The organism is Mesorhizobium sp. M1A.F.Ca.IN.022.07.1.1 (assembly GCF_003997575.1).
Classification (GTDB): domain Bacteria; phylum Pseudomonadota; class Alphaproteobacteria; order Rhizobiales; family Rhizobiaceae; genus Mesorhizobium.
In genome coordinates this window covers 1-19,855 of record NZ_RZST01000073.1, presented here as the reverse complement: position 1 = coordinate 19,855, position 19,855 = coordinate 1, and the positions used below count along the sequence as shown (strand labels likewise).

Annotated in this window: 18 protein-coding genes and 1 pseudogene; 13 read left to right on the top strand and 6 right to left on the bottom strand. The window is 64.7% G+C overall.

The features are described from left to right. Together aroA and cmk are read left to right on the top strand one after the other, a co-directional pair. Positions 1-1,225 (top strand): 3-phosphoshikimate 1-carboxyvinyltransferase (gene aroA, locus EOA75_RS11265; RefSeq protein WP_127324264.1); only part of this gene is annotated, 1,225 nt, incomplete at its 5' end. A gap of 254 nt (positions 1,226-1,479) precedes the next feature. Then, complete coding sequence (gene cmk, locus EOA75_RS11255) at positions 1,480-2,130, top strand: (d)CMP kinase (protein WP_127216881.1); 651 nt, start codon at positions 1,480-1,482, stop codon at positions 2,128-2,130. 9 nt (positions 2,131-2,139) lie between these two features. Here the strand turns inward: cmk and EOA75_RS11250 are convergent, their stop codons facing one another. Further along, positions 2,140-3,030: a bile acid:sodium symporter family protein gene (locus EOA75_RS11250; protein WP_127324263.1), complete on the bottom strand. Its 891-nt coding sequence runs from the start codon at positions 3,028-3,030 to the stop codon at positions 2,140-2,142. A 96-nt stretch (positions 3,031-3,126) separates the two neighbouring features. Here EOA75_RS11250 and EOA75_RS34975 point away from each other — a divergent pair. Together EOA75_RS34975 and rpsA are read left to right on the top strand one after the other, a co-directional pair. Then, a pseudogene (locus tag EOA75_RS34975) lies at positions 3,127-3,228 on the top strand (cytidylate kinase); the annotation flags it as partial. Between the two features lie 204 nt (positions 3,229-3,432). Further along, complete coding sequence (gene rpsA, locus EOA75_RS11245; protein ID WP_067003396.1) at positions 3,433-5,130, top strand: 30S ribosomal protein S1; 1,698 nt, start codon at positions 3,433-3,435, stop codon at positions 5,128-5,130. A gap of 77 nt (positions 5,131-5,207) precedes the next feature. Here rpsA and EOA75_RS11240 read toward each other — a convergent pair whose 3' ends face one another. The 4 genes from EOA75_RS11240 to EOA75_RS11225 all read right to left on the bottom strand — a co-directional run bounded on the left by EOA75_RS11240 (position 5,208) and on the right by EOA75_RS11225 (position 9,390). Continuing rightward, positions 5,208-5,915, bottom strand: a complete 708-nt coding sequence (locus EOA75_RS11240) for an SDR family NAD(P)-dependent oxidoreductase (RefSeq protein ID WP_127216883.1) — start codon at positions 5,913-5,915, stop codon at positions 5,208-5,210. Between the two features lie 183 nt (positions 5,916-6,098). Next, entirely contained in the window at positions 6,099-7,679 is a 1,581-nt protein-coding gene (locus EOA75_RS11235) for a 5-guanidino-2-oxopentanoate decarboxylase (RefSeq protein ID WP_127324262.1), read from the bottom strand. 197 nt (positions 7,680-7,876) lie between these two features. Then, positions 7,877-8,548, bottom strand: a complete 672-nt coding sequence (locus EOA75_RS11230) for a TetR family transcriptional regulator C-terminal domain-containing protein (RefSeq protein ID WP_127216001.1) — start codon at positions 8,546-8,548, stop codon at positions 7,877-7,879. Continuing rightward, positions 8,518-9,390: a dimethylarginine dimethylaminohydrolase family protein gene (locus tag EOA75_RS11225; protein WP_127216000.1), complete on the bottom strand. Its 873-nt coding sequence runs from the start codon at positions 9,388-9,390 to the stop codon at positions 8,518-8,520. The genes EOA75_RS11230 and EOA75_RS11225 overlap by 31 nt, the downstream gene beginning before the upstream one ends. Before the next feature lie 212 nt (positions 9,391-9,602). On the opposite strand from EOA75_RS11225, the gene EOA75_RS11220 reads away from it, so the two are divergent. The 7 genes from EOA75_RS11220 (at position 9,603) to EOA75_RS11190 (ending at position 16,068) form a co-directional block, all read left to right on the top strand. Then, the gene (locus EOA75_RS11220) at positions 9,603-10,418 is read left to right on the top strand and encodes an ABC transporter ATP-binding protein (protein WP_067003385.1); all 816 of its coding nucleotides are present in this window, start codon (positions 9,603-9,605) and stop codon (positions 10,416-10,418) included. Between the two features lie 55 nt (positions 10,419-10,473). Beyond that, a complete protein-coding gene (locus tag EOA75_RS11215; RefSeq protein ID WP_067324186.1) occupies positions 10,474-11,268 on the top strand; it encodes a transporter substrate-binding domain-containing protein in 795 nt (264 codons plus the stop codon). 200 nt (positions 11,269-11,468) lie between these two features. Then, positions 11,469-12,134 carry an ABC transporter permease subunit gene (locus EOA75_RS11210; RefSeq protein WP_127324265.1) on the top strand — a complete coding sequence of 222 codons (666 nt, stop codon included), beginning with the start codon at positions 11,469-11,471 and terminating at the stop codon, positions 12,132-12,134. After that, positions 12,134-12,943 (top strand): ABC transporter permease, encoded by an 810-nt coding sequence (locus tag EOA75_RS11205; protein ID WP_127215999.1) that lies wholly within the window; start codon positions 12,134-12,136, stop codon positions 12,941-12,943. The genes EOA75_RS11210 and EOA75_RS11205 overlap by 1 nt, the downstream gene beginning before the upstream one ends. Positions 12,944-13,091: 148 nt before the next feature. After that, positions 13,092-14,093: an Ldh family oxidoreductase gene (locus tag EOA75_RS11200; protein WP_067324184.1), complete on the top strand. Its 1,002-nt coding sequence runs from the start codon at positions 13,092-13,094 to the stop codon at positions 14,091-14,093. A 380-nt stretch (positions 14,094-14,473) separates the two neighbouring features. Next, complete coding sequence (locus EOA75_RS11195) at positions 14,474-14,926, top strand: DoxX family protein (protein ID WP_067324182.1); 453 nt, start codon at positions 14,474-14,476, stop codon at positions 14,924-14,926. Between the two features lie 158 nt (positions 14,927-15,084). Next, a complete protein-coding gene (locus EOA75_RS11190) occupies positions 15,085-16,068 on the top strand; it encodes a complex I NDUFA9 subunit family protein (RefSeq protein WP_067324180.1) in 984 nt (327 codons plus the stop codon). A gap of 27 nt (positions 16,069-16,095) precedes the next feature. Here the strand turns inward: EOA75_RS11190 and EOA75_RS11185 are convergent, their stop codons facing one another. Beyond that, on the bottom strand, positions 16,096-17,466 hold the full coding sequence (locus EOA75_RS11185) for a cytochrome P450 (protein WP_127324261.1): 1,371 nt from the start codon (positions 17,464-17,466) through the stop codon (positions 16,096-16,098). A gap of 180 nt (positions 17,467-17,646) precedes the next feature. On the opposite strand from EOA75_RS11185, the gene EOA75_RS11180 reads away from it, so the two are divergent. Further along, positions 17,647-18,228, top strand: a complete 582-nt coding sequence (locus EOA75_RS11180) for an NADPH-dependent FMN reductase (protein WP_127324260.1) — start codon at positions 17,647-17,649, stop codon at positions 18,226-18,228. Between the two features lie 247 nt (positions 18,229-18,475). Then, the coding region (locus EOA75_RS11175) for an ATP-binding protein (protein WP_245466611.1) at positions 18,476-19,855 on the top strand (1,380 nt) is incomplete at its 3' end.

The window sequence follows — 19,855 nt, the reverse complement described above, 5'->3', positions numbered from 1 at the left end:
GCGCATCACCGGCCTGCTGGAAGGCGAAGACGTGATGCGCACGGGCGCCGCCATGAAGGCGATGGGCGCGCATATCGAAAAGACGGGCGCCGAATGGGTGATCCGCGGCACCGGCAACGGCGCGCTGCTCGAGCCGGAAGGCCCGCTCGATTTCGGCAATGCGGGCACCGGCTCGCGGCTTACCATGGGCCTGGTTGGCACCTATGACATGGAGACGACCTTTATCGGCGACGCCTCGCTCTCCGGCCGGCCGATGGGCCGGGTGCTGGAGCCGCTGCGCCAGATGGGCGTGCAGGTGCTGAAAGCGGCGCCTGGCGACCGCATGCCGATCACGCTACGCGGCCCCAAGCATGCCGCGCCGATAACCTATCGCGTGCCGATGGCCTCGGCACAGGTGAAGTCGGCGGTGCTGCTTGCCGGGCTCAACACGCCCGGCATCACCACCGTGATCGAGCCGGTGATGACGCGCGATCACACCGAAAAGATGCTGAAAGGCTTCGGCGCCAACCTGACCGTCGAGACCGACGAGCGCGGCGTGCGCCACATCTTCATCGAAGGCCAGGGCAAGCTGACGGGGCAGACCATCGCCGTGCCCGGCGACCCGTCCTCCGCCGGCTTCCCGCTGGTGGCAGCGCTCATCGTGCCGGGTTCCGATATCGTGATCGAGAACGTGCTGATGAACCCGACCCGCACCGGGCTGCTCCTCACATTGCAGGAGATGGGCGGCCGCATCGACATCCTCAACCCCCGCAATGCCGGCGGCGAGGACGTGGCGGACCTGCGCGTGCGCTCCTCCGACCTCAAAGGTGTCGTGGTGCCGCCGGAGCGGGCGCCGTCGATGATCGACGAATATCCGGTGCTGGCGGTTGCCGCTGTTTTCGCCGAAGGCGAGACGCTGATGCAGGGTCTGGAGGAATTGCGCGTCAAGGAATCCGACCGGTTGTCGGCGGTGGCCAACGGGCTGAAGCTCAACGGCGTCGACTGCAGCGAGGGCGAAGCCTCGCTCGCCGTGCGCGGCAAGCCCGGCGGCAAGGGCCTGGGCGCTCATCCCAACGGGCCGGACACGGCGGTGAAGACGCATCTCGACCACCGCATCGCCATGAGTTTCCTGGTGATGGGGCTGGCGACGGAAAAGCCGGTGACCATCGACGACGCCAACATGATCGCGACGAGCTTTCCGGAATTCATGGGGCTGATGAAGGGGCTCGGCGCCGAGATCGAGTGACGGGCGATGGGTTGGAGCCGAACCGAGATGCAGGCGGAACAGCACCCCGCTTTGTCCTGCCGGACATCTCCCCCGCAAGGGGGGAGATTGGCGGCTCCGGCGCTCCGCTCAATCCTGCAACATAGACAATTGGCGCAAGCCGCGATGACGGCTGATCTCCCCCCAAGCGGGGGAGATGTCCGGCAGGACAGAGGGGCGCGCGAAGGATCGCGGCGCTCATCTTGCTCATTGCGCCTATCGTTCGAGGCGAGCCAATGAGCACCCCCTTCACCATCGCAATCGACGGCCCCGCGGGCGCCGGCAAGGGCACACTCGCTCGCCGGCTCGCCGATCATTACCGCCTGAACCTGCTCGATACCGGCCTCACCTATCGCGCCGTCGCCCATAAGCTGCTCGAGCTCGGTCTGCCGCTCGACAATGTCTCGGCGGCGGAAACCGCGGCACGCCAAGTCGATCTTTCGAACCTCGACCGTACGGTGCTTTCGGCGCATGCGGTAGGCGAGGCCGCCTCAAAGGTCGCCGTCATTCCGTCGGTCCGGCGCATCCTGGTCGACAAGCAGCGCGAGTTCGCCAAGGCGCCGCCAGGCGCGGTGCTCGACGGACGCGACATCGGCACGGTCGTGTGTCCCGACGCCGATATCAAGCTCTATGTCACAGCGAGCGCGGAAGTGCGGGCAAGGCGCCGGCTGGCCGAGATCGAAAGCATGGGCGGCAGCGCCGATCTTGCCACGATCCTCGCCGACATCGAGCGCCGCGACGAGCGCGATATGGGCCGTGCCGACTCCCCGCTCAAGCCGGCGGCGGACGCGCACTTGCTCGACACCAGCGACATGGCAATCGAGGCCGCGTTTCTGGCAGCCATGGCAATCGTCGACCGCGCCATGGGTGCGAAAGACCTCGCCTGAGCTTGGCTATCACGACCGGATCGTGCCTTCGATCGCAGGTCTGCCTGACCTGCTCACGACGGCTACGAAAACCGCCGCGGTGACATAGGCAATCAAGGCGTAAAGCGCTGGCGGGATCGCCATTTCGGCGTTGTTGAGGAGATATTCGCTAAGCGCCAGGGCTATGACGAACGCGGCGTTGTGGATGGCCGTTGCCATGGTGATGGCGACCGCCTGCCGCCTTTCCAGGCGCAGCAGCGACGGAACGGCGTAGCCGAGCGCCATGCTCCCCACGTTGAAGGCAAAGGCGGCAAAGCCGACAATGGGCCCCCAGGTCACGATAACCTGCCGCTGATCGACGACGGCAAAAATAACGACCGCCGCAAGAAAAAGCGTCGCCAGTAGCTTGACGGGCCCCTCCAAGCGCTCGGCCAAGGCCGTGTAGCGGTGCCGGACGGCAACTCCGATCGAAACCGGGACAAGCACAACGGCAAAGAACTGCAGGAATTTCTCGATCGGCAGCGGGATGACGTGCCCGGCGCCATAGAAATGCAGCAGCGAAAAATTGGTGATCAATGGCACCGACACCAGCGCCACCATTGAGCTGATCGCCGTCAGCGTCAGGCTGAGCGCCGTATCGCCCTTGGCAAGGTGAGTGAAGAGGACCGCGGACGGGGCGCCGGGACTGGCCGCGAGCAGCATCATGCCGACCGCCATGGCAGGCGGCAAAGCCGAAACCGACACGATGCCGAAGCAAAGGACGGGAAGAACCAGTATCTGCACGATAAGAGCCACCAGGAGGGCCTTCGGTCGCAGCACCACCTGCAAGAAGTCCTGGAGCTTGAGCGACAGGCCAAGCCCCAGCATGATGATGACGAGGGCAACCGGCAGGAAGATGTTGAAAGTGGCGCTTGACTGCATAGTGATGCTCCCCGTGACCATCCATGTCGGCAAGAAGAACTGCAACCGCGAACGCGTAATCGCAAAAACATTCGGGCGGAGCACGCGCACCGCCGCGACGCGCACTTGCCTGACACCGGCGAAGTGTCTATAGAGGCCGCGTTTCTGGCGGCCATGGCTAACCATCAAAGACTGCTGGCCAAGAGAAACAAGGCCTGATCCGGGTTTTCCTCGTGTTTTCCGTTGCCGGAGGCGATGAAAATACCCATATCGGGCACGAACCAGCCTGCCAGCATTCTCTATGCGCCGGACTTGCCGCTTAAGCGGCCGAGGGCTCTTCAGCCCGGAACGCCGGCAGGCTCACGCAACGCTAACCCACGGCGCCCGCTTCGCTTTGTTGTGCGAAGCATTCCAGGAGAAACAATGTCAGCTGCAAATCCCACTCGCGATGATTTCGCGAGCATGCTCGAAGAATCATTCACCGCCGGCCATTCCGGCGAGGGTCAGGTTGTCCGGGGCACGATCACCGCGATCGAAAAGGACATGGCCATCATCGATGTCGGCCTCAAGGTCGAAGGCCGCGTGCCGCTGAAGGAATTCGGCGCCAAGGGCAAGGATTCCTCCCTCAAGGTCGGCGACACCGTCGAGGTCTATGTCGAGCGCATCGAGAACGCGCTTGGCGAGGCCATGCTGTCGCGCGAGAAGGCCCGCCGCGAGGAGAGCTGGGTGCGCCTCGAAGAGAAGTTCACCAAGGGTGAGCGCGTCGAAGGCGTCATCTTCAACCAGGTCAAGGGCGGCTTCACCGTCGATCTCGACGGCGCCGTGGCGTTCCTGCCGCGCAGCCAGGTCGACATCCGTCCGATCCGCGACGTCTCGCCGCTGATGCACAACCCGCAGCCCTTCGAGATCCTCAAGATGGATCGCCGCCGCGGCAACATCGTGGTGTCGCGCCGCACCGTGCTCGAGGAGAGCCGCGCCGAACAGCGTTCGGAAATCGTGCAGAACCTCGAGGAGGGCCAGGTTGTCGAGGGCGTGGTCAAGAACATCACCGACTACGGTGCGTTCGTCGACCTCGGCGGCATCGACGGCCTGCTGCATGTCACCGACATGGCATGGCGCCGCGTCAACCATCCGACCGAGATCCTCAACATCGGCCAGACGGTCAAGGTGCAGATCATCCGCATCAACCAGGAAACCCATCGCATCTCGCTCGGCATGAAGCAGCTCGAGAGCGATCCGTGGTCGGATATCGGCACCAAGTTCCCGATCGGCAAGAAGATCAAGGGCACCGTCACCAACATCACCGACTACGGCGCGTTCGTCGAGCTGGAGCCGGGCATCGAGGGCCTCATCCACGTTTCGGAAATGTCGTGGACGAAGAAGAACGTGCATCCCGGCAAGATCCTGTCGACGACGCAGGAAGTCGACGTGGTGGTGCTCGAGGTCGATCCGGCCAAGCGCCGCATCTCGCTCGGTCTCAAGCAAACGCTGGAGAACCCGTGGGAAGCCTTCGCGCGCAACCATCCGGTCGGCAGCCAGGTCGAGGGCGAGGTCAAGAACAAGACCGAGTTCGGCCTGTTCATCGGCCTGGAAGGCGACGTGGACGGCATGGTGCACCTCTCCGACCTCGACTGGACACGTCCGGGCGAGCAGGTGATCGAAGAGTACAATCGCGGCGACATGGTCAAGGCGCAGGTGCTCGACGTCGACATCGAGAAGGAGCGCATCTCGCTCGGCATCAAGCAGCTGGCCCGCGACACGGTCGGCGAGGCGGCGAGCAGCGGCGAGCTGCGCAAGAACGCCGTCGTCACCTGCGAGGTCACCGCGGTGAAGGATGGTGGTCTGGAAGTGCGGCTGGTCGACAGCGGCCTCGATACCTTCATCAAGCGTTCGGACCTTTCCCGTGACCGCGACGAGCAGCGCCCCGAGCGCTTCACCGTCGGCCAGAAGGTCGACGCCCGCGTCATCGCCTTCGACAAGAAGACCCGCAAGCTGCAGGTTTCGATCAAGGCGCTGGAAATCGCCGAGGAGAAGGAAGCAGTCGCCCAGTACGGCTCGACCGACTCCGGCGCCTCGCTGGGAGACATCCTGGGCGCGGCGCTGAAGAAGCAGGGCAACTAAGCTCCTTCCTTTGTCGAAAGCAAAAACCCCGCCGGAGCGATCCGGCGGGGTTTTTCATTGCACTTTGATCTGTGAGCTCAGGCTCGCCCGTAGAGCGGCACCAGCGTGCCGCTCATCGCCTGATTGGCGGGCGAGGCGAGATAGGCGACCGCCTCGGCGGCGGCCTCGAGGCTGACCCATTTGGTGAAATCGGCGTCGGGCATGTCGGCGCGGGTGGCGGGCGTGTCGAGCGTCGAGGGCGCGACCGCATTGACCAGGATGCCCTTGTGCTTCAGCTCCTCGGCCATCGCCTGGGTCATCGCTGCGACCGCCGCCTTGCTCGCGGCATAGGCGACCATTCCGGCGCCGCGCCTGGGATCAAGCCCGGCACGCGCGCTGACGTTGACGATGCGCCCCGCGGTGCCCGACGTCAGCATCGAGCGCACCGCGGCGCGGCTGCAAAGGAAGGTGGTCCGGGCATTGGTGTCCATCATCTCGGCAAAGGATGCCGTCTCGATCTTTTCGACCGGCGCCATGGTGAAACCGCCGGCAAGATGGATCGAAGCCCAAAGCTCCGGAACCTGATGGTAGAAGGCCTCGACCTTGGCGGAGTCCGACAGGTCGACATTGTGCGCCAGATGGACGCTGGCGTGAGCCGCGTAGGGAAAATGCGGCGGAGCCGCGGCATGCGCATTGGGCACGTGGCAAATCGCGCCCTGCTCCAGCAACCTGCCGACAACCGCGCCGCCGAGCGCCCCGGTGCCGCCCGTCACCACGACATGCCTGCCGTTAAGCGTTTCCGTCATATTTCGACTGCTCCTGTCGTATTCTTATGGTTATGCCGCCCCAGCCTCGAACGTCGCGCCTTTCGCGTTGTCACTCAATTGAAATATCGACATGGCAGGCGTCCCGTCTTTGCATGCGTCGAGACAAAGCCGCGTAACGTGACGCGGCTGCGTCTCGGCCGGATGGGACGGTCGCCAGGACCTTCAATCGACGGTGATTTCTATAACCCGCGGCTTGCCGGCAGTTCGCGCGCGCTTCAGCGCACCGGCCAGGTCACCGACCCCTGTTAGCCGCTCGGCTTCGATGCCGTAGGCCTCGGCGAGCTTGCAGAAATCCGGCGGCGCCGGCGACACGCCGACCGGCTCGACGCCGACATCAAGCATCGAGGTCTCGATCTCGCGATAGCCGCGATTGTTCCAGACGACGAAGATCACCGGCGCCTCGGCGTCGAGCGCCGCGCCGAGCTCCGGCAAGGTGAACTGGAAGCCGCCGTCGCCGGTGAGGCACACGACCGGCGCTTCGGGCACGGCAAGGGCGGCACCGATCGCCGCCGGCGGACCGTAGCCCAGCGCGCCGAAACCGGTCGCGGCATTGAACCAGCCGCCCGGACGGTCGTGGTCGTAATAGAGATTGGCGGCGTAGATCGGCTGCGTCGAGTCGCCGACGATGATGGCGCCGGGCAGCGCGTCGCGGATCGTCTCCACGGCGCGCAGTTGCGCCAGATAGTCTGGCCGCAGCTCCGCCAGCGCGGCCTCTCGCCCTGCGGCAGCGCGGGCTTCGCCGTCTTTCGCGGCGACATGAGCGGCGCCGAGTGCAGCCAGCAGGGCAGAAAGCGCCTCGGCACAATCGGCGTGGATGCCAACCGTCACCGGACGGCGCGCGAGTTGGTCGGCGCCGATATCGATGCGGATGAGGCTCGGCGGCAGCACGAAGCCGCCATCGCCATAACCGTCATAGTCGGTGGGGCCGAATTCGGTGCCGGCGGCGATCACCAGTTCGGCATCCGCCATCAGCGCGCGCACCGCCTTGAGGCTGGGGCTTGCCGGCACCAAGAGCGGGTGCCGATGCAGCAGGCCGCGCGCGTTGGCGGTCTCGACCACCGGCGCGCCGAGCGCTTCGGCGAAGCGTGTCAGCGCCGCGTCCGCTTTCTTGGCACCGCCACCGGCAAGAATCAGCGGACGGCGAGCCGCCTTGATCAACCTCGCAGCCTCGGCAACAGCCGCCGCGTCCGGAGCGGGCGGCGCGGCGTTGCCGAGCACCGGCGCGAGCCCCTCGGCGGGCTTCACCATGACGTTTGTCGGGATCTCGATGTGAACCGGACCCGGCCGCGACGAGGAGAAGACGGCGAAGGCGCGGGCGAGCGCACCCGGCAGTTCCTCGGCCTCGGTGACACGCTCGGAAGACAGCGCCACCTTCTCCATCATGCCGCGCTGGTCCGGCAGTTCGTGCAGGAAGCCCAAACCCTTGCCGAGCGTATCGGTGGCATTGACACCGGAGATCACCAGCATCGGCACCGAATCGGCGCGCGCCTGGCCCATCGCGGTGATGGTGTTGGTGAGGCCGGGTCCGGTGATGACGAAAGCCACGCCCGGCCGGCCGCCGGCGCGGGCGTAGCCGTCGGCCATGAAGCCGGCGCCCTGCTCGTGGCGCGGCGTGATGTGGCGGATCTTCGAACGCGCCAGGCCGCGATAAAGCTCGACCGTATGCACGCCCGGAATGCCGAATACGGTGTCGACCCCATGCGCCTCGAGCAAGGTGATGAGCGCTTCGCCGAGCGTGGTCATTGGTTTTCTCCCTTTGGAGCGGATCACCGTTTAACGGAAACAGTGATTTGCTCTATCTCTTTGTTTGTTACGCAATCCCGGACGGGAAACCGCTTTTCACCTTTTCCTGGAATTGCTCTGGACCGTGATGGCGTTTCGTTGAATTGCCATCCCGATCTAACCTTTGTTGAGCATGATCTTTCTCCGAAAACCGGGTCCTACTTTTCGGGATCATGCTTCAGCGGTGCGAGGCCGAGTTCGGCCTCGACAGCCTTGATGCCAATCGCCGCCAACTCGCCTGGCGAGAACATCTCACCGGCCAGGCAGCCTTCGATCCAAAGCCCGTCGATGATCGCGTTGATGGCGATGGCATGACGGCGCAGCTGACTTGCGTCCGGTTCGCGCTGTTCGGCGGCGAGCACCTCGGCGACGACCGCTTCCACCTCGTTACGAAAGCCAAGATAGCCTTCGCGGTGAGCACGGGCGAGCGTCGGATCCGCACCGGCACGGCCGATGAAGGTCGCCCAGAGCGAAAACACCCGCTGGTCGATGATCGGCGCGCTGAGATTGGCGGTGACGAAAGCTGCAAGGCGTTGGCGAGGCGACGCCTCTTCCATGACCAATGCTGCTTTCGCCTGCTCGGTCATGCGGCCGACCAGCGCCGTATAGGCCCCCTGCAGCAATTCTTCCTTGCCGGGGAAATAGTGCCGGATCAGGCCGGCGGTGACGCCGGCACGCAATGCGATGGTGCGCAAAGTGGCGCCCTGCAGGCCATATTCCGCCACGCAGTCCAGAGTCGCTTCGATCAGATCCTGCCGCCGCCGCTCCTCGCCCTCGCGACGGAACTTGCGGCGCGCAGTCATCGGCGCAGGATCGGCCGTGTCAGGCATGTCGGCCCGCCTTCACAGGCGATACAGAGCGCGTCCGCCTCGAAAATCTCAACCGTGCAGCCGGCGGCCTCCATCGCGGCTTTGGTCTTGGGAAAGCCCGCAACGGCAATGACCTTGTGCGGGCTGGTCGGCAGCACGTTCAGGCTGAGGCCGTTGGAAGCGGCGAATTCTCCGGCGTCGCCTTCGACCAGCCTGATGCCGCGCGCCTTCAGCATCTGATAGAACGGGGCCGGCAAAAGCGGCGAATAGACCAGCGCGAGATCGTCGGCCAGCGGGCTGATCACCGACATCAGATGCAGGCACGCCTCTTCCCCCTGCCACAGCGGCAGATCAAAACCGTAGACGGAAATTCCCAGCGGCGTCAGCAGGTTCGAAACCTGCTGGATGCCTTCCTGGTTGGAGCGGACCCCGCGCCCGATCGCCAGCGTGCGGGCATCCACCCATACGCAATCACCGCCTTCGACCTGGCCAGGAGCCTCGACGCGGCCAAGGATCGGAATGCCCAGCGCTCTGTAGGTTTCCTCATGAAGGGAGGGCTCCCTGGCGCGCAATGGCTTGCCCATGGACAGGATCAGCGCACCGCGGTCGGTCATCAGCGATGGGTCGTGCGTGAACACCGAATCCGAAAGGCCGTCGGCCTTGTCCTCGATCCATTCGATTTCGGCGCCGGAAGCGGCTACCAGTTCAGCAAGGGCCGCGTGCTGCGACGCTGCCTTCGCCGGGTTGAACCCCGGGCCATAGTGCCATTGAGCTCTGTCGGCGTCGCGCATCGCGTTCGCCGCCGACCGCATGAGCACGCGCCGCAGCGGCGCCGCCATGGATTGTGATCCGAAAGCGCTCATCAAATGCCCTTATAGGATGAAAAAAACCGAAAAAATTTCATGAAAGGCTATTTATACACTTGCGCAACAAGGCCGCAAGTGCCGTAATGAACGGGATTGACGGGCTCGCGCTGCCGGGTCCATGCTGAAGTGAGGAGCGGGACAGTACAGCGTATGTTGATGAGCCGGATGGACGTTCGACGAACTGCCGTCGCCCCTATAGAGGTTACCCGGTGAGCGCGGTGGAAGCCGCCGCAGTCCCAGCCGGCCAAGCGCAGAGCGGCGCCGCCGAAGCCATCCATGTCGAGAACCTGCACAAGAAGTTCGGCCAGTTGCATGTGCTGAAGGGCGTTTCGCTGTCGGCGCGCGACGGCGAGGTGATCGCCATCATCGGCGGCTCGGGCTCCGGCAAGTCGACGCTGTTGCGCTGCATCAACTGCCTGGAAAACCCGACCAGCGGCATCATCCGTGTCAATGGCGAGGAGATCAAGCTGAAGGCCGACAGCCACGGCCATACGGTTCCTGCCGACCGCAAGCAGATCGAGCGCATCCGCTCGAGACTCGGCATGGTGTTCCAAAACTTCAACCTGTGGAGCCATATGACGCTGATCGAGAACGTCATCGAGGTTCCGGTGCACGTGCTCGGCGTCAAGCGCGACGAGGCGATCGCCCAGGCCGAGAAGCTGCTCGCCCGGGTCGGGCTGGCGGAGAAGCGCGACGTCTACCCGGCATTCCTGTCGGGCGGCCAGCAGCAGCGCGCCGCAATCGCCAGGGCACTGGCGATCAATCCGCGCGTCATGCTGTTCGACGAACCGACCTCCGCGCTCGATCCGGAACTGGTCGGCGAGGTTCTGAAGGTGATCGGCGACCTGGCGCGCGAGGGGCGCACCATGGTGCTGGTGACGCATGAAATGAAATTCGCCCGCGAGGTCGCGACCCATGTCGTGTACCTCTACAACGGGCTGGTCGAGGAAGAAGGCCCGCCGGAACAGCTGTTCGGCGCGCCGAAATCCGAAAGGCTCAAGCAATTCCTCCGCAATGTCGGCTAGGGCCGGCGTCAAGCGGAGCGAAAACCGGGAACGACAACAAACTGGGAGTCCTGAAATGAAGACTGTTCTCAAGACCTTCGCCGCGGCGCTGCTGTTCGGCGTCGCCGCGATGGGCGTGGCCAAGGCCGATCAGGTCAAGATCGGCGTCGCCGCCGAGCCCTACCCGCCATTCACGTCGCCGGATGCGACGGGCAAATGGGTCGGCTGGGAGATCGATTTCATCGACGCCGTCTGCGCCGAGGAGAAGCTCGACTGCGTCATCACGCCCGTTGCCTGGGACGGCATCATTCCGGCGCTCACCACCAAGAAGATCGACCTCATCGTCTCCTCGATGTCGATCACCGACGAGCGCAAGAAGACGATCGACTTCTCGGATAAGTATTACAACACGCCGACAGCAATCATCGGACCGAAGGATCAGAAGTTCGGCGCCACGCCGGACGATCTTAAAGGCAAGGTGATCGGCGTTCAGGTGTCGACCGTACATGCCGTCTACGCCAAGAAGCACTTCACCGGCGCGCAGGAGATCAAGGAATACCAGACGCAGGACGAGGCCAACAACGATCTCGCCGCCGGCCGTCTCGATGCGGTGCAGGCCGACTCCATCGCGCTCGGCGAATTCCTCAAGACGGACCAGGGCAAGGCCTGCTGCGATCTGAAGGGCATGGTCGCGCCGGACGACGAGGTGCTCGGACCGGGCGTCGGCGCCGGCGTGCGCAAGGAAGACACCGCGCTCAAGGAAAAGATCAACGCCGGCATCAAGGCCATCCGCGCCAACGGTAAGTACGATGAGATCTCGAAGAAATACTTCGACTTCGACATCTATGGCGGCGCCACGCAGTCGAACTGACGCCTCCTTTTGATGTTGGGGGCATGGCCAGCGCCATGCCCCTTGGCCCAAACCTTGCCACGCATGCCCGCCGCTGAACGCTGCGGTCGGCGGCTGCCAGCAATTCGGGGGCGAAGCTGATCAATGCCTTTCTTCCGGCCTCGGCGGCCGGCATCATCGAGCTCCTGTCGCCCGTGCCGCCCGGCTGGGGCGGCACCCTGCTGGTCGGATTGCTGCATTCGATCGAGATCGCCATCGGCGCCACCTGCCTTGGCCTTTTGATCGGCACCGGCGGCGCCTGGGGCAAGCTCTACGGCGGACCGGTGGCGCGCGATCTGCTCGCCGTCTACACCACGGTGGTGCGCGCCGTGCCGGAACTGGTGCTGATCCTGCTGCTCTATTACGCCGGCACCGATCTCATCAATCAGCTGCTGACCGCGATGGGTTACCAGCGCGTCGACATCAGCGGGCTGGCCGCCGGCATCTTTGTCCTTGGCGTCGTGCAGGGCGCCTATTCGACGGAAGTCATCCGCGGCGCCATCCTGTCCATCCCACAAGGCCAGATCGAGGCCGCCCGCGCCTATGGCATGCCGCCCGGCCTGATGTTGAGGCGCATAACATTGCCGGCAATGCTGCCTTTCGCCATTCCCGGCCTTGCCAATCTCTGGCTGATCGCCACCAAGGACACCGCGTTGCTTGCCGTCGTTGGCTTCTTCGAACTGACGCTGGCGACGCGTCAGGCGGCCGGCGTCACCAAGGCCTATCTGGTCTTCTATCTTGCTGCCGGCGCGCTTTATCTGGCGCTGACGCTGTTTTCCAGCGTGATCATCGGCCGCGTCGAGGCCTGGTCGCGGCGCGGCATGCCTTCCGTCAAGGAGGCGCGCTGATGTCGGCCGAAGCGACCGCGATCAACATGGCGGCGCGTGCCTCGCTCTGGCTGAAGCCGCACCGCATCGTGCTGATCCTAATCGCGCTGGGATTGGTCCTCTGCGCGGCCTTCGTCATGCGCTGGGACTGGCTGCCGCAATATTGGCAGATGGGGCTGCTCGGCATCTGGCGGTCGCTGTGGATCCTCGTCGTGACCTGCGCGCTGGGCTTTATACTGGCCGTACCGCTTGGGCTGGCGCAGGCCGGTGGGCCGTTCTGGCTCGCCGCACCGGCCAAGATCTTCTGCACCATCATTCGCGGCACGCCGCTGCTGCTGCAGCTCTGGCTGCTCTACTACGGGCTTGGATCGCTTTTTCCGCAATATCCATGGATTCGCGAGTCCTGGATGTGGCCCTATCTCAGGCAAGCCTGGCCCTACGGCGTGTTGGCGTTGACCTTGTCATTTGCCGGCTATGAAGGCGAGGTGATGCGCGGCGCCTTCGCCGGCGTGCCGAAAGGGCAGCTGGAAGCCGCGCGCGCCTTCGGCATGAGCCGCTTCAAGATCTTCCGCCGCATCTGGCTGCCGCAGGCCTTCTTCCGTGCGTTGCCGACACTGACCGGCGAAACCGTGCTGCAGCTCAAGTCGACGCCGCTGGTGGCGACGATCAGCGTCATCGATATCTTTGCCGTCTCGTCCAAGGTGCGGCAGGACACTTATCTCACCTACGAGCCCTTGCTGCTGCTGGCGCTGATCTACATGACCATCACCGGCATCCTGGTTCTCATCTTCAGCCGCATCGAGGCCCGGATTCCGGTCAAGATCGGTTAGTAGGGAATAGGGGAATAGGGGAATAGGGGAATAGGGGAGTGTTCAGCCACGATCCGCGTTCACATTTCCATCCCCATTCGCTATTTGCTCCACAATCTCCCCCTACTGCCTTATTCCCTTACTCCCCTACTTCCTCAGGACGGCTCCGATGCAACTCACTCTCGACCAGGCAACAGGGCTGTGCCGCATGGCGGCGCTCGGCGCCGGCGCCAATGAAGAAGTCACGCAGTCGCTGGTTGCCTCGATCATCGCCGCGCAAGCAGAAGGCCTGTCGGCGGTCGGCCTGTCGCATTTCATCGACTATCTGGAGGCCATCGAGGACGGCCGCATCGACGGCGATGCCGATCCGGTCGTCACCCGGCCGGCGCTGGCCGTCTACCTCTCCGACGCGCGCGGCGGGCTTGCCCATACCGGCTTCGACCGCACTATAGATGACCTCGTCAAGGCGGCGAGGCTGTTCGGCGTCGCCATCTTCTCGCAAAGGAACGCCTATACCTGCGGCGCGCTCGGCTATTTCACCGGACGGCTGGCAGCGCAGGGGCTGGTCTCGTTCGCCGCCACCAACGGACCGGCGGTGCTTGCAGGCTCGGGCTCGGTCAAGCCGGTCTACTGCACCAACCCGATGTCCTTTGCCGCGCCTGCCGCGGACGGGCCGCCGTTGGTGATCGACCAATCGTCGAGCGCCACCGCCTTCGTCAACATCCGCAAGGCGGCGGAAGACGGCAGAAAGATCCCCGAGGGCTGGGCACTCGATGCCAGCGGCAATCCGACCACCGATCCAGCGGCGGCGATGAAGGGCGCGATGCTCGCCTTCGGCGGCCAGCGCGGCGCTAACATCGCGCTTATGGTCGAGGTGCTGGCGGCGGGGATTTCCGGCGCCAACTGGTCGCTCGACGCACCCTGGTTCTCAGGCGGGCCGGACAGCCCCGGAACCGGGCTCTTCGTGCTCGCTATCGAGCCCAAATTGGTCGACCCGGATTTTGAACAGCGCATGAAGGACCAGCTTGACCGGCTGCGGCGGCGCTACGGCGTGCACATCCCCGGCCGCGCCCGGGCAGAGGCCGCTGAAAAGGCGACGGCGCGCGGTGTCGATATCCCGAAGGCGGTCGTGCAGCGCATTTCCGAATTCGCCGAACGCTACTCGGCCTGATCGAGGCATCGCCCGGCAACAAGGCGCGCATTTGTTTCGCGCCGCTTTGAACCTTTCTTAGCCCGGCAGCGACCCATCAGCGGCACCCCACATCGCAAGCCGCAAAAGGGTGGCTTGGGTCGCGGCTTGCGATTGGCGGCCGTCGCGCCGGGCGTCCAGGGCCGGGGCGGGCGTGCTTGCTTCACGCCGCCTTGATACCGTCTCAGGTCAGGCCGCCTCGTTGGACCCTGTTTCGATGCGCTCACTGCCCGGAAAACCCCGCCTCGGCGGGGTTTTCTGTTTCTCACTGCGGCAATAAAACATGCGAAAGTTCGTCAGGTTTATTCTATTTGACGGAGTGGACGCCTTTGCGTCCGTCAAATCAGCAAAAAGGAGACCGCATGTTCGCCAGCACCGACACGTCCAGACCAAGGCTTATCGTTCCGGCCCTAGGCGGACTCTATGCGACGCTGAACAATGCGGCCGAAACGCTGCTGCGCGCCGTTGCCGGGGCGTTCCTCGCCATTCATGGCTCGCAGAAGATCGTCAATCCGTTTGGCGCCACGGAAATGGTCGAAGGTCTGGGCTTCTATCCTGGCGTCTTCTGGTCGCCGCTGCTCGCCTGCACCGAATTCTTCGGCGGCATTTTGATTGCCATCGGCCTCGTCACCCGCCCGGCCGCTTTCGCCGGCCTGATCGTGCTTCTGGTCACAGTATGGTTCCACTGGGTCACCATGGGCCAGGGCTTTTCGGGCGCGGAAAAGTCGCTGCTCTGGGCGGCAATCCTCGCCTTCTTCGTCATCCGAGGCGGCAACCGGCATTCGGTCGACGCGCGCATCGGTCGGGCGTTCTGAGCGGCTTTTACCCTGACGCAATTCGGCACGGAAAACCGCTCCACACTTTCCTGGAATTACTAAAAAACAAGGCGGCGGCGACCTCCGGTCGCTCTTTGCCTTTGACGCGAAACGGATTAAGAAGCGGCTCAGCCAAGCTTTTGCGCGCGGAGCCAGCCATGACCGAAATCCTGCAGACCCCCAAGCTCGTCGTCGTGTTCGGCGGCTCGGGATTCGTCGGCCGTCATGTCGTTCGCGCGCTCGCCAAGCGCGGCTATCGCATCCGGGTCGCCTGCCGGCGGCCCGACCTTGCCGGCCATGTGCAGCCGCTCGGCAATGTCGGCCAGATCCAGCCGGTGCAGGCCAATGTGCGCGTGCGCTGGTCGGTCGACCGCGCCGTTCAGGGCGCCGACCACGTCGTCAATCTCGTCGCCATACTGCATGAGAGCGGCCGGCAGAAATTCGGCTCCGTGCACGAGTTCGGCGCGCGCGCCGTCGCCGAGGCCGCGCGATCGGTCGGCGCCGGCCTCGCCCATATATCGGCGCTCGGCGCCGACCTCAACTCGCCGTCGGGATATGCCCGCACCAAGGCTCTCGGCGAGAAAGCAGTGTTCGAGACGGTGCCCGACGCCGTCGTCTTGCGGCCCTCGATCAATTTCGGACCCGAGGACGCCTTCTTCAACCGCTTCGCCAACATGGCGCGCTTCTCGCCCGTGCTGCCGCTGATCGGCGGCGGGGAGACGAAATTCCAGCCGATCTATGTCGGCGACGTTGCCGAGGCGGTGGCACGCTCGGTCGACGGCAAGGTCGAGCGTGGCCAGACCTATGAGCTCGGCGGCCCGCAGGTGTTGACCTTCAAGGAATGCATGCAGGAGCTGCTCGCCGTTATCGACCGCAGACGCCTCCTGGTGCCGGTGCCGTGGTGGGTGGCCAATATCCAAGCCTCGATCCTGCAGCTGTTGCCCAATCCGCTGCTGACCAAGGACCAGGTGCTGCAGCTGCGCGAGCACAACGTCGTCTCCGAAGCCGCCGCCAAGGCGAACAGAACGATCAATGGCCTCGGCATCCAGCCGCAGGCGATCGCCGCGATCCTGCCGAGTTATCTCTGGCGCTTCCGCGCCGCCGGCCAGTTCCAGCAGCGCCGGCCGATCGCCGACCGGTAGACTGTTCCCGATCGGGACCCGTTCCAATCAGGCGCGGCGGGAAATCTGCATCGGCAGGCCGCCCTGCGGCTGCGTGGTCAGCTTCTGCACCGGCCATGGCCGAGTTTGTGACGTTACGTCGAAACGGAAGCGCGACAACAGGATGGCCAAAGCAATGATCGCCTCCTGCATGGCGAAGCTGGCGCCGATGCAGACGCGCGGCCCGGCGCCGAAAGGCAGATACTGGAAGCGGTCGATCCGTTCGCGGTTCTCCGGATGGAAGCGCTCCGGCATGAAGGCGTCCGGCCTGTCCCATAGCTTGCGATGACGATGCACCACCCAGGGCATCACCAGCACGGCGGCGTATCTCGGGATATAGAGGCCGTTCCAGGTCTCCGGCTCGATCGGCTCGCGATTGATCGAGGGCGCCGGCGGATAAAGCCTCAGCGCTTCCTCGAAGGCGGCGCGGGTGAGCGGCATGGCGCCCAGCCACCTTGTCGGATCGGGCTCGCGCGCCAACACCGCATCGATCTCCTGCTCGACCTTGTCGCGCTCCCAAGGCGCTTCGGCGAGACAGTAGATCGTCCAGCCGAGCGCGCGCGCCGTGGTCTCGTGCCCGGCGCCGATGAAGGTGATGATGTTGTCCTCGACTTCGGCGCGGGTCAGGCCGTCCGGCCCCTCGGCTTTCAGGAGTAGCGTCAGGAAATCCTGCGGCACGCCGTCGGGATCGCGCTTCAGCCGCTCCTCGCGCATTTTCACCGTGTTGGCAACGATGTTGCGGAAATAGGCCATGGTCTTGCGGCCGCGGATGCGGGTCAGCCGCGGCAGCCATTCCGGGGCGCGCAACAGGTCGAGCGGATCGACCCGGCCCATGGTCTCGAACAGGCGGTCGATCTCCTTGGCGAAGCTGCCGGGCTCGCCGGCGATCTCGCCGGAAAACAGCGTCTCGGCTAGGATATCATAGGTGAGCATCGTCATGTCGCGGGCGACGTCGGTCGTACCGCCGGCCTCGTAGCGGGTGGCGAATTCCAGCGTGCGCTTCAGCATCGGCTCGGCGAAACCGAAGATGTGGCGCGGCGTGAACACCGGCGCCATCGCCTTGCGCGAGCGCTTCCACACCTCGCCCTCGGCGGTGAGCAAGCCGTCTCGCAGGATCGGGCGCAGGATCAGCTGGCGCACCGTCGCCATCTTGTAGTTCCTGGCGTTGTCGATCAGCACGTGGCGGATGAGGCCGGGATCGTTGGCGATGACCAGCGGCCCGCCGATACCGGTCACCGAGATCCAGGGCTCGTTGTAGGTATGCTCGCCCCACAGCTCGAGCGGGTTGCGGTAGACGATGCGCATCATCTCCAGCGTCGAGGGCGGCTGGGTGCGCGGCTTCGGCGCAGGCGGCACGAAGGGGGCGGGCTTTGTGTCCATCGGATGCTCCGCTACGACGGCAAATGTAATGCGCGGCAAAGCGGGCGTCCATGTGACCGAACGGAAAGCCCATGGAGAGACCGCCTCGCCTGAATGTGAACGGCGCCCTTCGATGGCTGCTTGTTGACGGTGACCGGTTCCTTTAGTCGCCAACGGATACCGTCAATTGAGGAGCCACCCGTGAAGCACCAGTTGAGCATCATCATCGGCAGCACGCGACCGGGACGCGCCGGACCGATCTTCGCCGAGTGGCTGGAGGGGTTCGCGCGCGAGCACGGCAAGTTCGAGCCGGCGCTCGCCGACATTGCCGCCTTCAAGCTGCCGCTGCTCGACGAGCCGCATCATCCGCGCCTGCGCAAATACGAGAACGACCACACCAAGGCCTGGTCGAAGGTGATCGACGCCGCCGACGCCTTCGTCTTCGTGGCGCCGGAATACAATTATTTCGCCGCTCCGGCGATTGTTAACGCCGTCGACTATCTGCTCAAGGAGTGGCGCTACAAGCCCGCCGCCATCTTCAGCTATGGCGGGGTGTCCGGCGGCCTGCGCGCGGCACAGGCGCTGAAGCCGCTGCTGACCTCGGTCGGCGTCATGCCGATCCCGGAAGGCGTGGCGCTGCCTTCCTACAGGACCTTGCTCGACAAGGAGGGCGCGTATCATCCGGGCGAGCAGGTGCTGGGCGGCGCCAAGACCATGCTGGACGAGTTGTTCCGCTGGAGCGAGGCGCTGAAGGCGCTGCGCGCCGGCCTCCGGGCGGAATAGCAGACGTCCCGATATGACTGCTGCAACGCCGCGCTCGGGCGAGGCTTTCGCGCCGGCATAGCCCGCTGCCCGCCCCGCGCTTCCCGGAGTATCGCGCCCGGCCTGCCAACGGCCGCTCGCCAAGCCGGCAAAACGCCTGCAAACCTTGGAAAAACGGCCATTTGCGCCTATATCTAGGACATCAAAACGGCGCGATTCGGGACCATTTTTCCGCGCCGGATCAGCGACATCAATCAGACAGGTATTTATGAGCGATCAGACCGAAAGCGCCATTGGCGCGGAAGCCGAGTATGGCGCCGATTCCATCAAAGTTTTGAAGGGGTTGGACGCTGTCCGCAAGCGGCCGGGCATGTATATCGGCGACACCGACGACGGCTCGGGCCTGCATCACATGGTCTATGAGGTGGTGGACAACGCCATCGACGAGGCGCTGGCCGGGCATGCCGACCTCGTCTCGGTGACGCTCAACCCCGACGGCTCGGTGACCGTCATCGACAATGGCCGCGGGATTCCGACCGATATCCATCCCAGCGAGGGCGTCTCGGCGGCCGAAGTGATCATGACCCAGCTGCATGCCGGCGGCAAATTCGACCAGAACTCCTACAAGGTTTCGGGCGGCCTGCACGGCGTCGGCGTCTCGGTGGTCAACGCTCTTTCGGCATGGCTCAAGCTCAAGATCCGTCGCAACGGCGAAATCTTCGAGATGAGCTTCACGCACGGCAATGCCGACGCTCCGCTGAAGGTGACCGGCAGCTACGAGCAGGACAAGCGACCGGGGACCTATGAAGGCCGCAGCGGCAGCGAGATCACCTTCTTCCCGTCAGCCGAAACCTTCACCATGGTCGAATTCGACTACAACACGCTCGAGCACCGGCTGCGCGAGCTCGCCTTCCTCAATTCCGGCGTGCGCATCGTGCTGACCGACGCGCGCCATGCCGACCTCGTGCGCCACGAATTGCATTATGACGGCGGCCTAGAGGAATTCGTCAAGTATCTCGACCGGGTGAAGAAGCCGCTGATCGAGAAGCCGATCGCCATTCGCGCCGAGCGCGACGGCATCACCGTCGAGGTGGCGATGTGGTGGAACGACAGCTACCACGAGAACGTGCTGGCCTTCACCAACAACATCCCGCAGCGCGACGGCGGCACGCATTTGGCCGGATTCCGCGCCGCGCTGACCAGGCAGATCACCGGCTATGGCGAGTCCTCCGGCCAGACCAAGAAGGAAAAGGTTTCGCTCACCGGCGACGACTGCCGCGAAGGCCTGACGGCCGTTCTGTCGGTCAAGGTTCCGGATCCGAAATTCTCCTCGCAGACCAAGGACAAGCTGGTCTCCTCGGAAGTCCGGCCGGTGGTGGAAAGCCTGGTCAACGAGGCGCTGGGCACCTGGCTGGAAGAGCATCCAAGCGAAGGCAAGGTGGTGGTGGAGAAGGTGATCCAGGCGGCCGCCGCGCGCGAAGCCGCGCGCAAGGCGCGCGACATAACCCGCAAGAGCACGCTCGGCGTCACCTCGCTGCCCGGCAAGCTTGCCGACTGCCAAGAGCGCGATCCCGCGAAATCGGAAATCTTCATCGTTGAGGGCGACTCGGCCGGCGGCTCGGCCAAGGGCGGGCGCTCGCGCCAGAAC

What these genes read in the sequence shown, in the direction of transcription:
- cmk (WP_127216881.1), top strand. Translation starts at nt 1,480, where the DNA reads ATGAGCACCCCCTTCACCATCGCAATCGACGGCCCCGCGGGCGCCGGC.
- EOA75_RS11250 (WP_127324263.1), bottom strand. Translation starts at nt 3,030, where the DNA reads ATGCAGTCAAGCGCCACTTTCAACATCTTCCTGCCGGTTGCCCTCGTC.
- rpsA (WP_067003396.1), top strand. Translation starts at nt 3,433, where the DNA reads ATGTCAGCTGCAAATCCCACTCGCGATGATTTCGCGAGCATGCTCGAA.
- EOA75_RS11240 (WP_127216883.1), bottom strand. Translation starts at nt 5,915, where the DNA reads ATGACGGAAACGCTTAACGGCAGGCATGTCGTGGTGACGGGCGGCACC.
- EOA75_RS11235 (WP_127324262.1), bottom strand. Translation starts at nt 7,679, where the DNA reads ATGACCACGCTCGGCGAAGCGCTCATCACCTTGCTCGAGGCGCATGGG.
- EOA75_RS11230 (WP_127216001.1), bottom strand. Translation starts at nt 8,548, where the DNA reads ATGCCTGACACGGCCGATCCTGCGCCGATGACTGCGCGCCGCAAGTTC.
- EOA75_RS11225 (WP_127216000.1), bottom strand. Translation starts at nt 9,390, where the DNA reads ATGAGCGCTTTCGGATCACAATCCATGGCGGCGCCGCTGCGGCGCGTG.
- EOA75_RS11215 (WP_067324186.1), top strand. Translation starts at nt 10,474, where the DNA reads ATGAAGACTGTTCTCAAGACCTTCGCCGCGGCGCTGCTGTTCGGCGTC.
- EOA75_RS11205 (WP_127215999.1), top strand. Translation starts at nt 12,134, where the DNA reads ATGTCGGCCGAAGCGACCGCGATCAACATGGCGGCGCGTGCCTCGCTC.
- EOA75_RS11200 (WP_067324184.1), top strand. Translation starts at nt 13,092, where the DNA reads ATGCAACTCACTCTCGACCAGGCAACAGGGCTGTGCCGCATGGCGGCG.
- EOA75_RS11195 (WP_067324182.1), top strand. Translation starts at nt 14,474, where the DNA reads ATGTTCGCCAGCACCGACACGTCCAGACCAAGGCTTATCGTTCCGGCC.
- EOA75_RS11190 (WP_067324180.1), top strand. Translation starts at nt 15,085, where the DNA reads ATGACCGAAATCCTGCAGACCCCCAAGCTCGTCGTCGTGTTCGGCGGC.
- EOA75_RS11185 (WP_127324261.1), bottom strand. Translation starts at nt 17,466, where the DNA reads ATGGACACAAAGCCCGCCCCCTTCGTGCCGCCTGCGCCGAAGCCGCGC.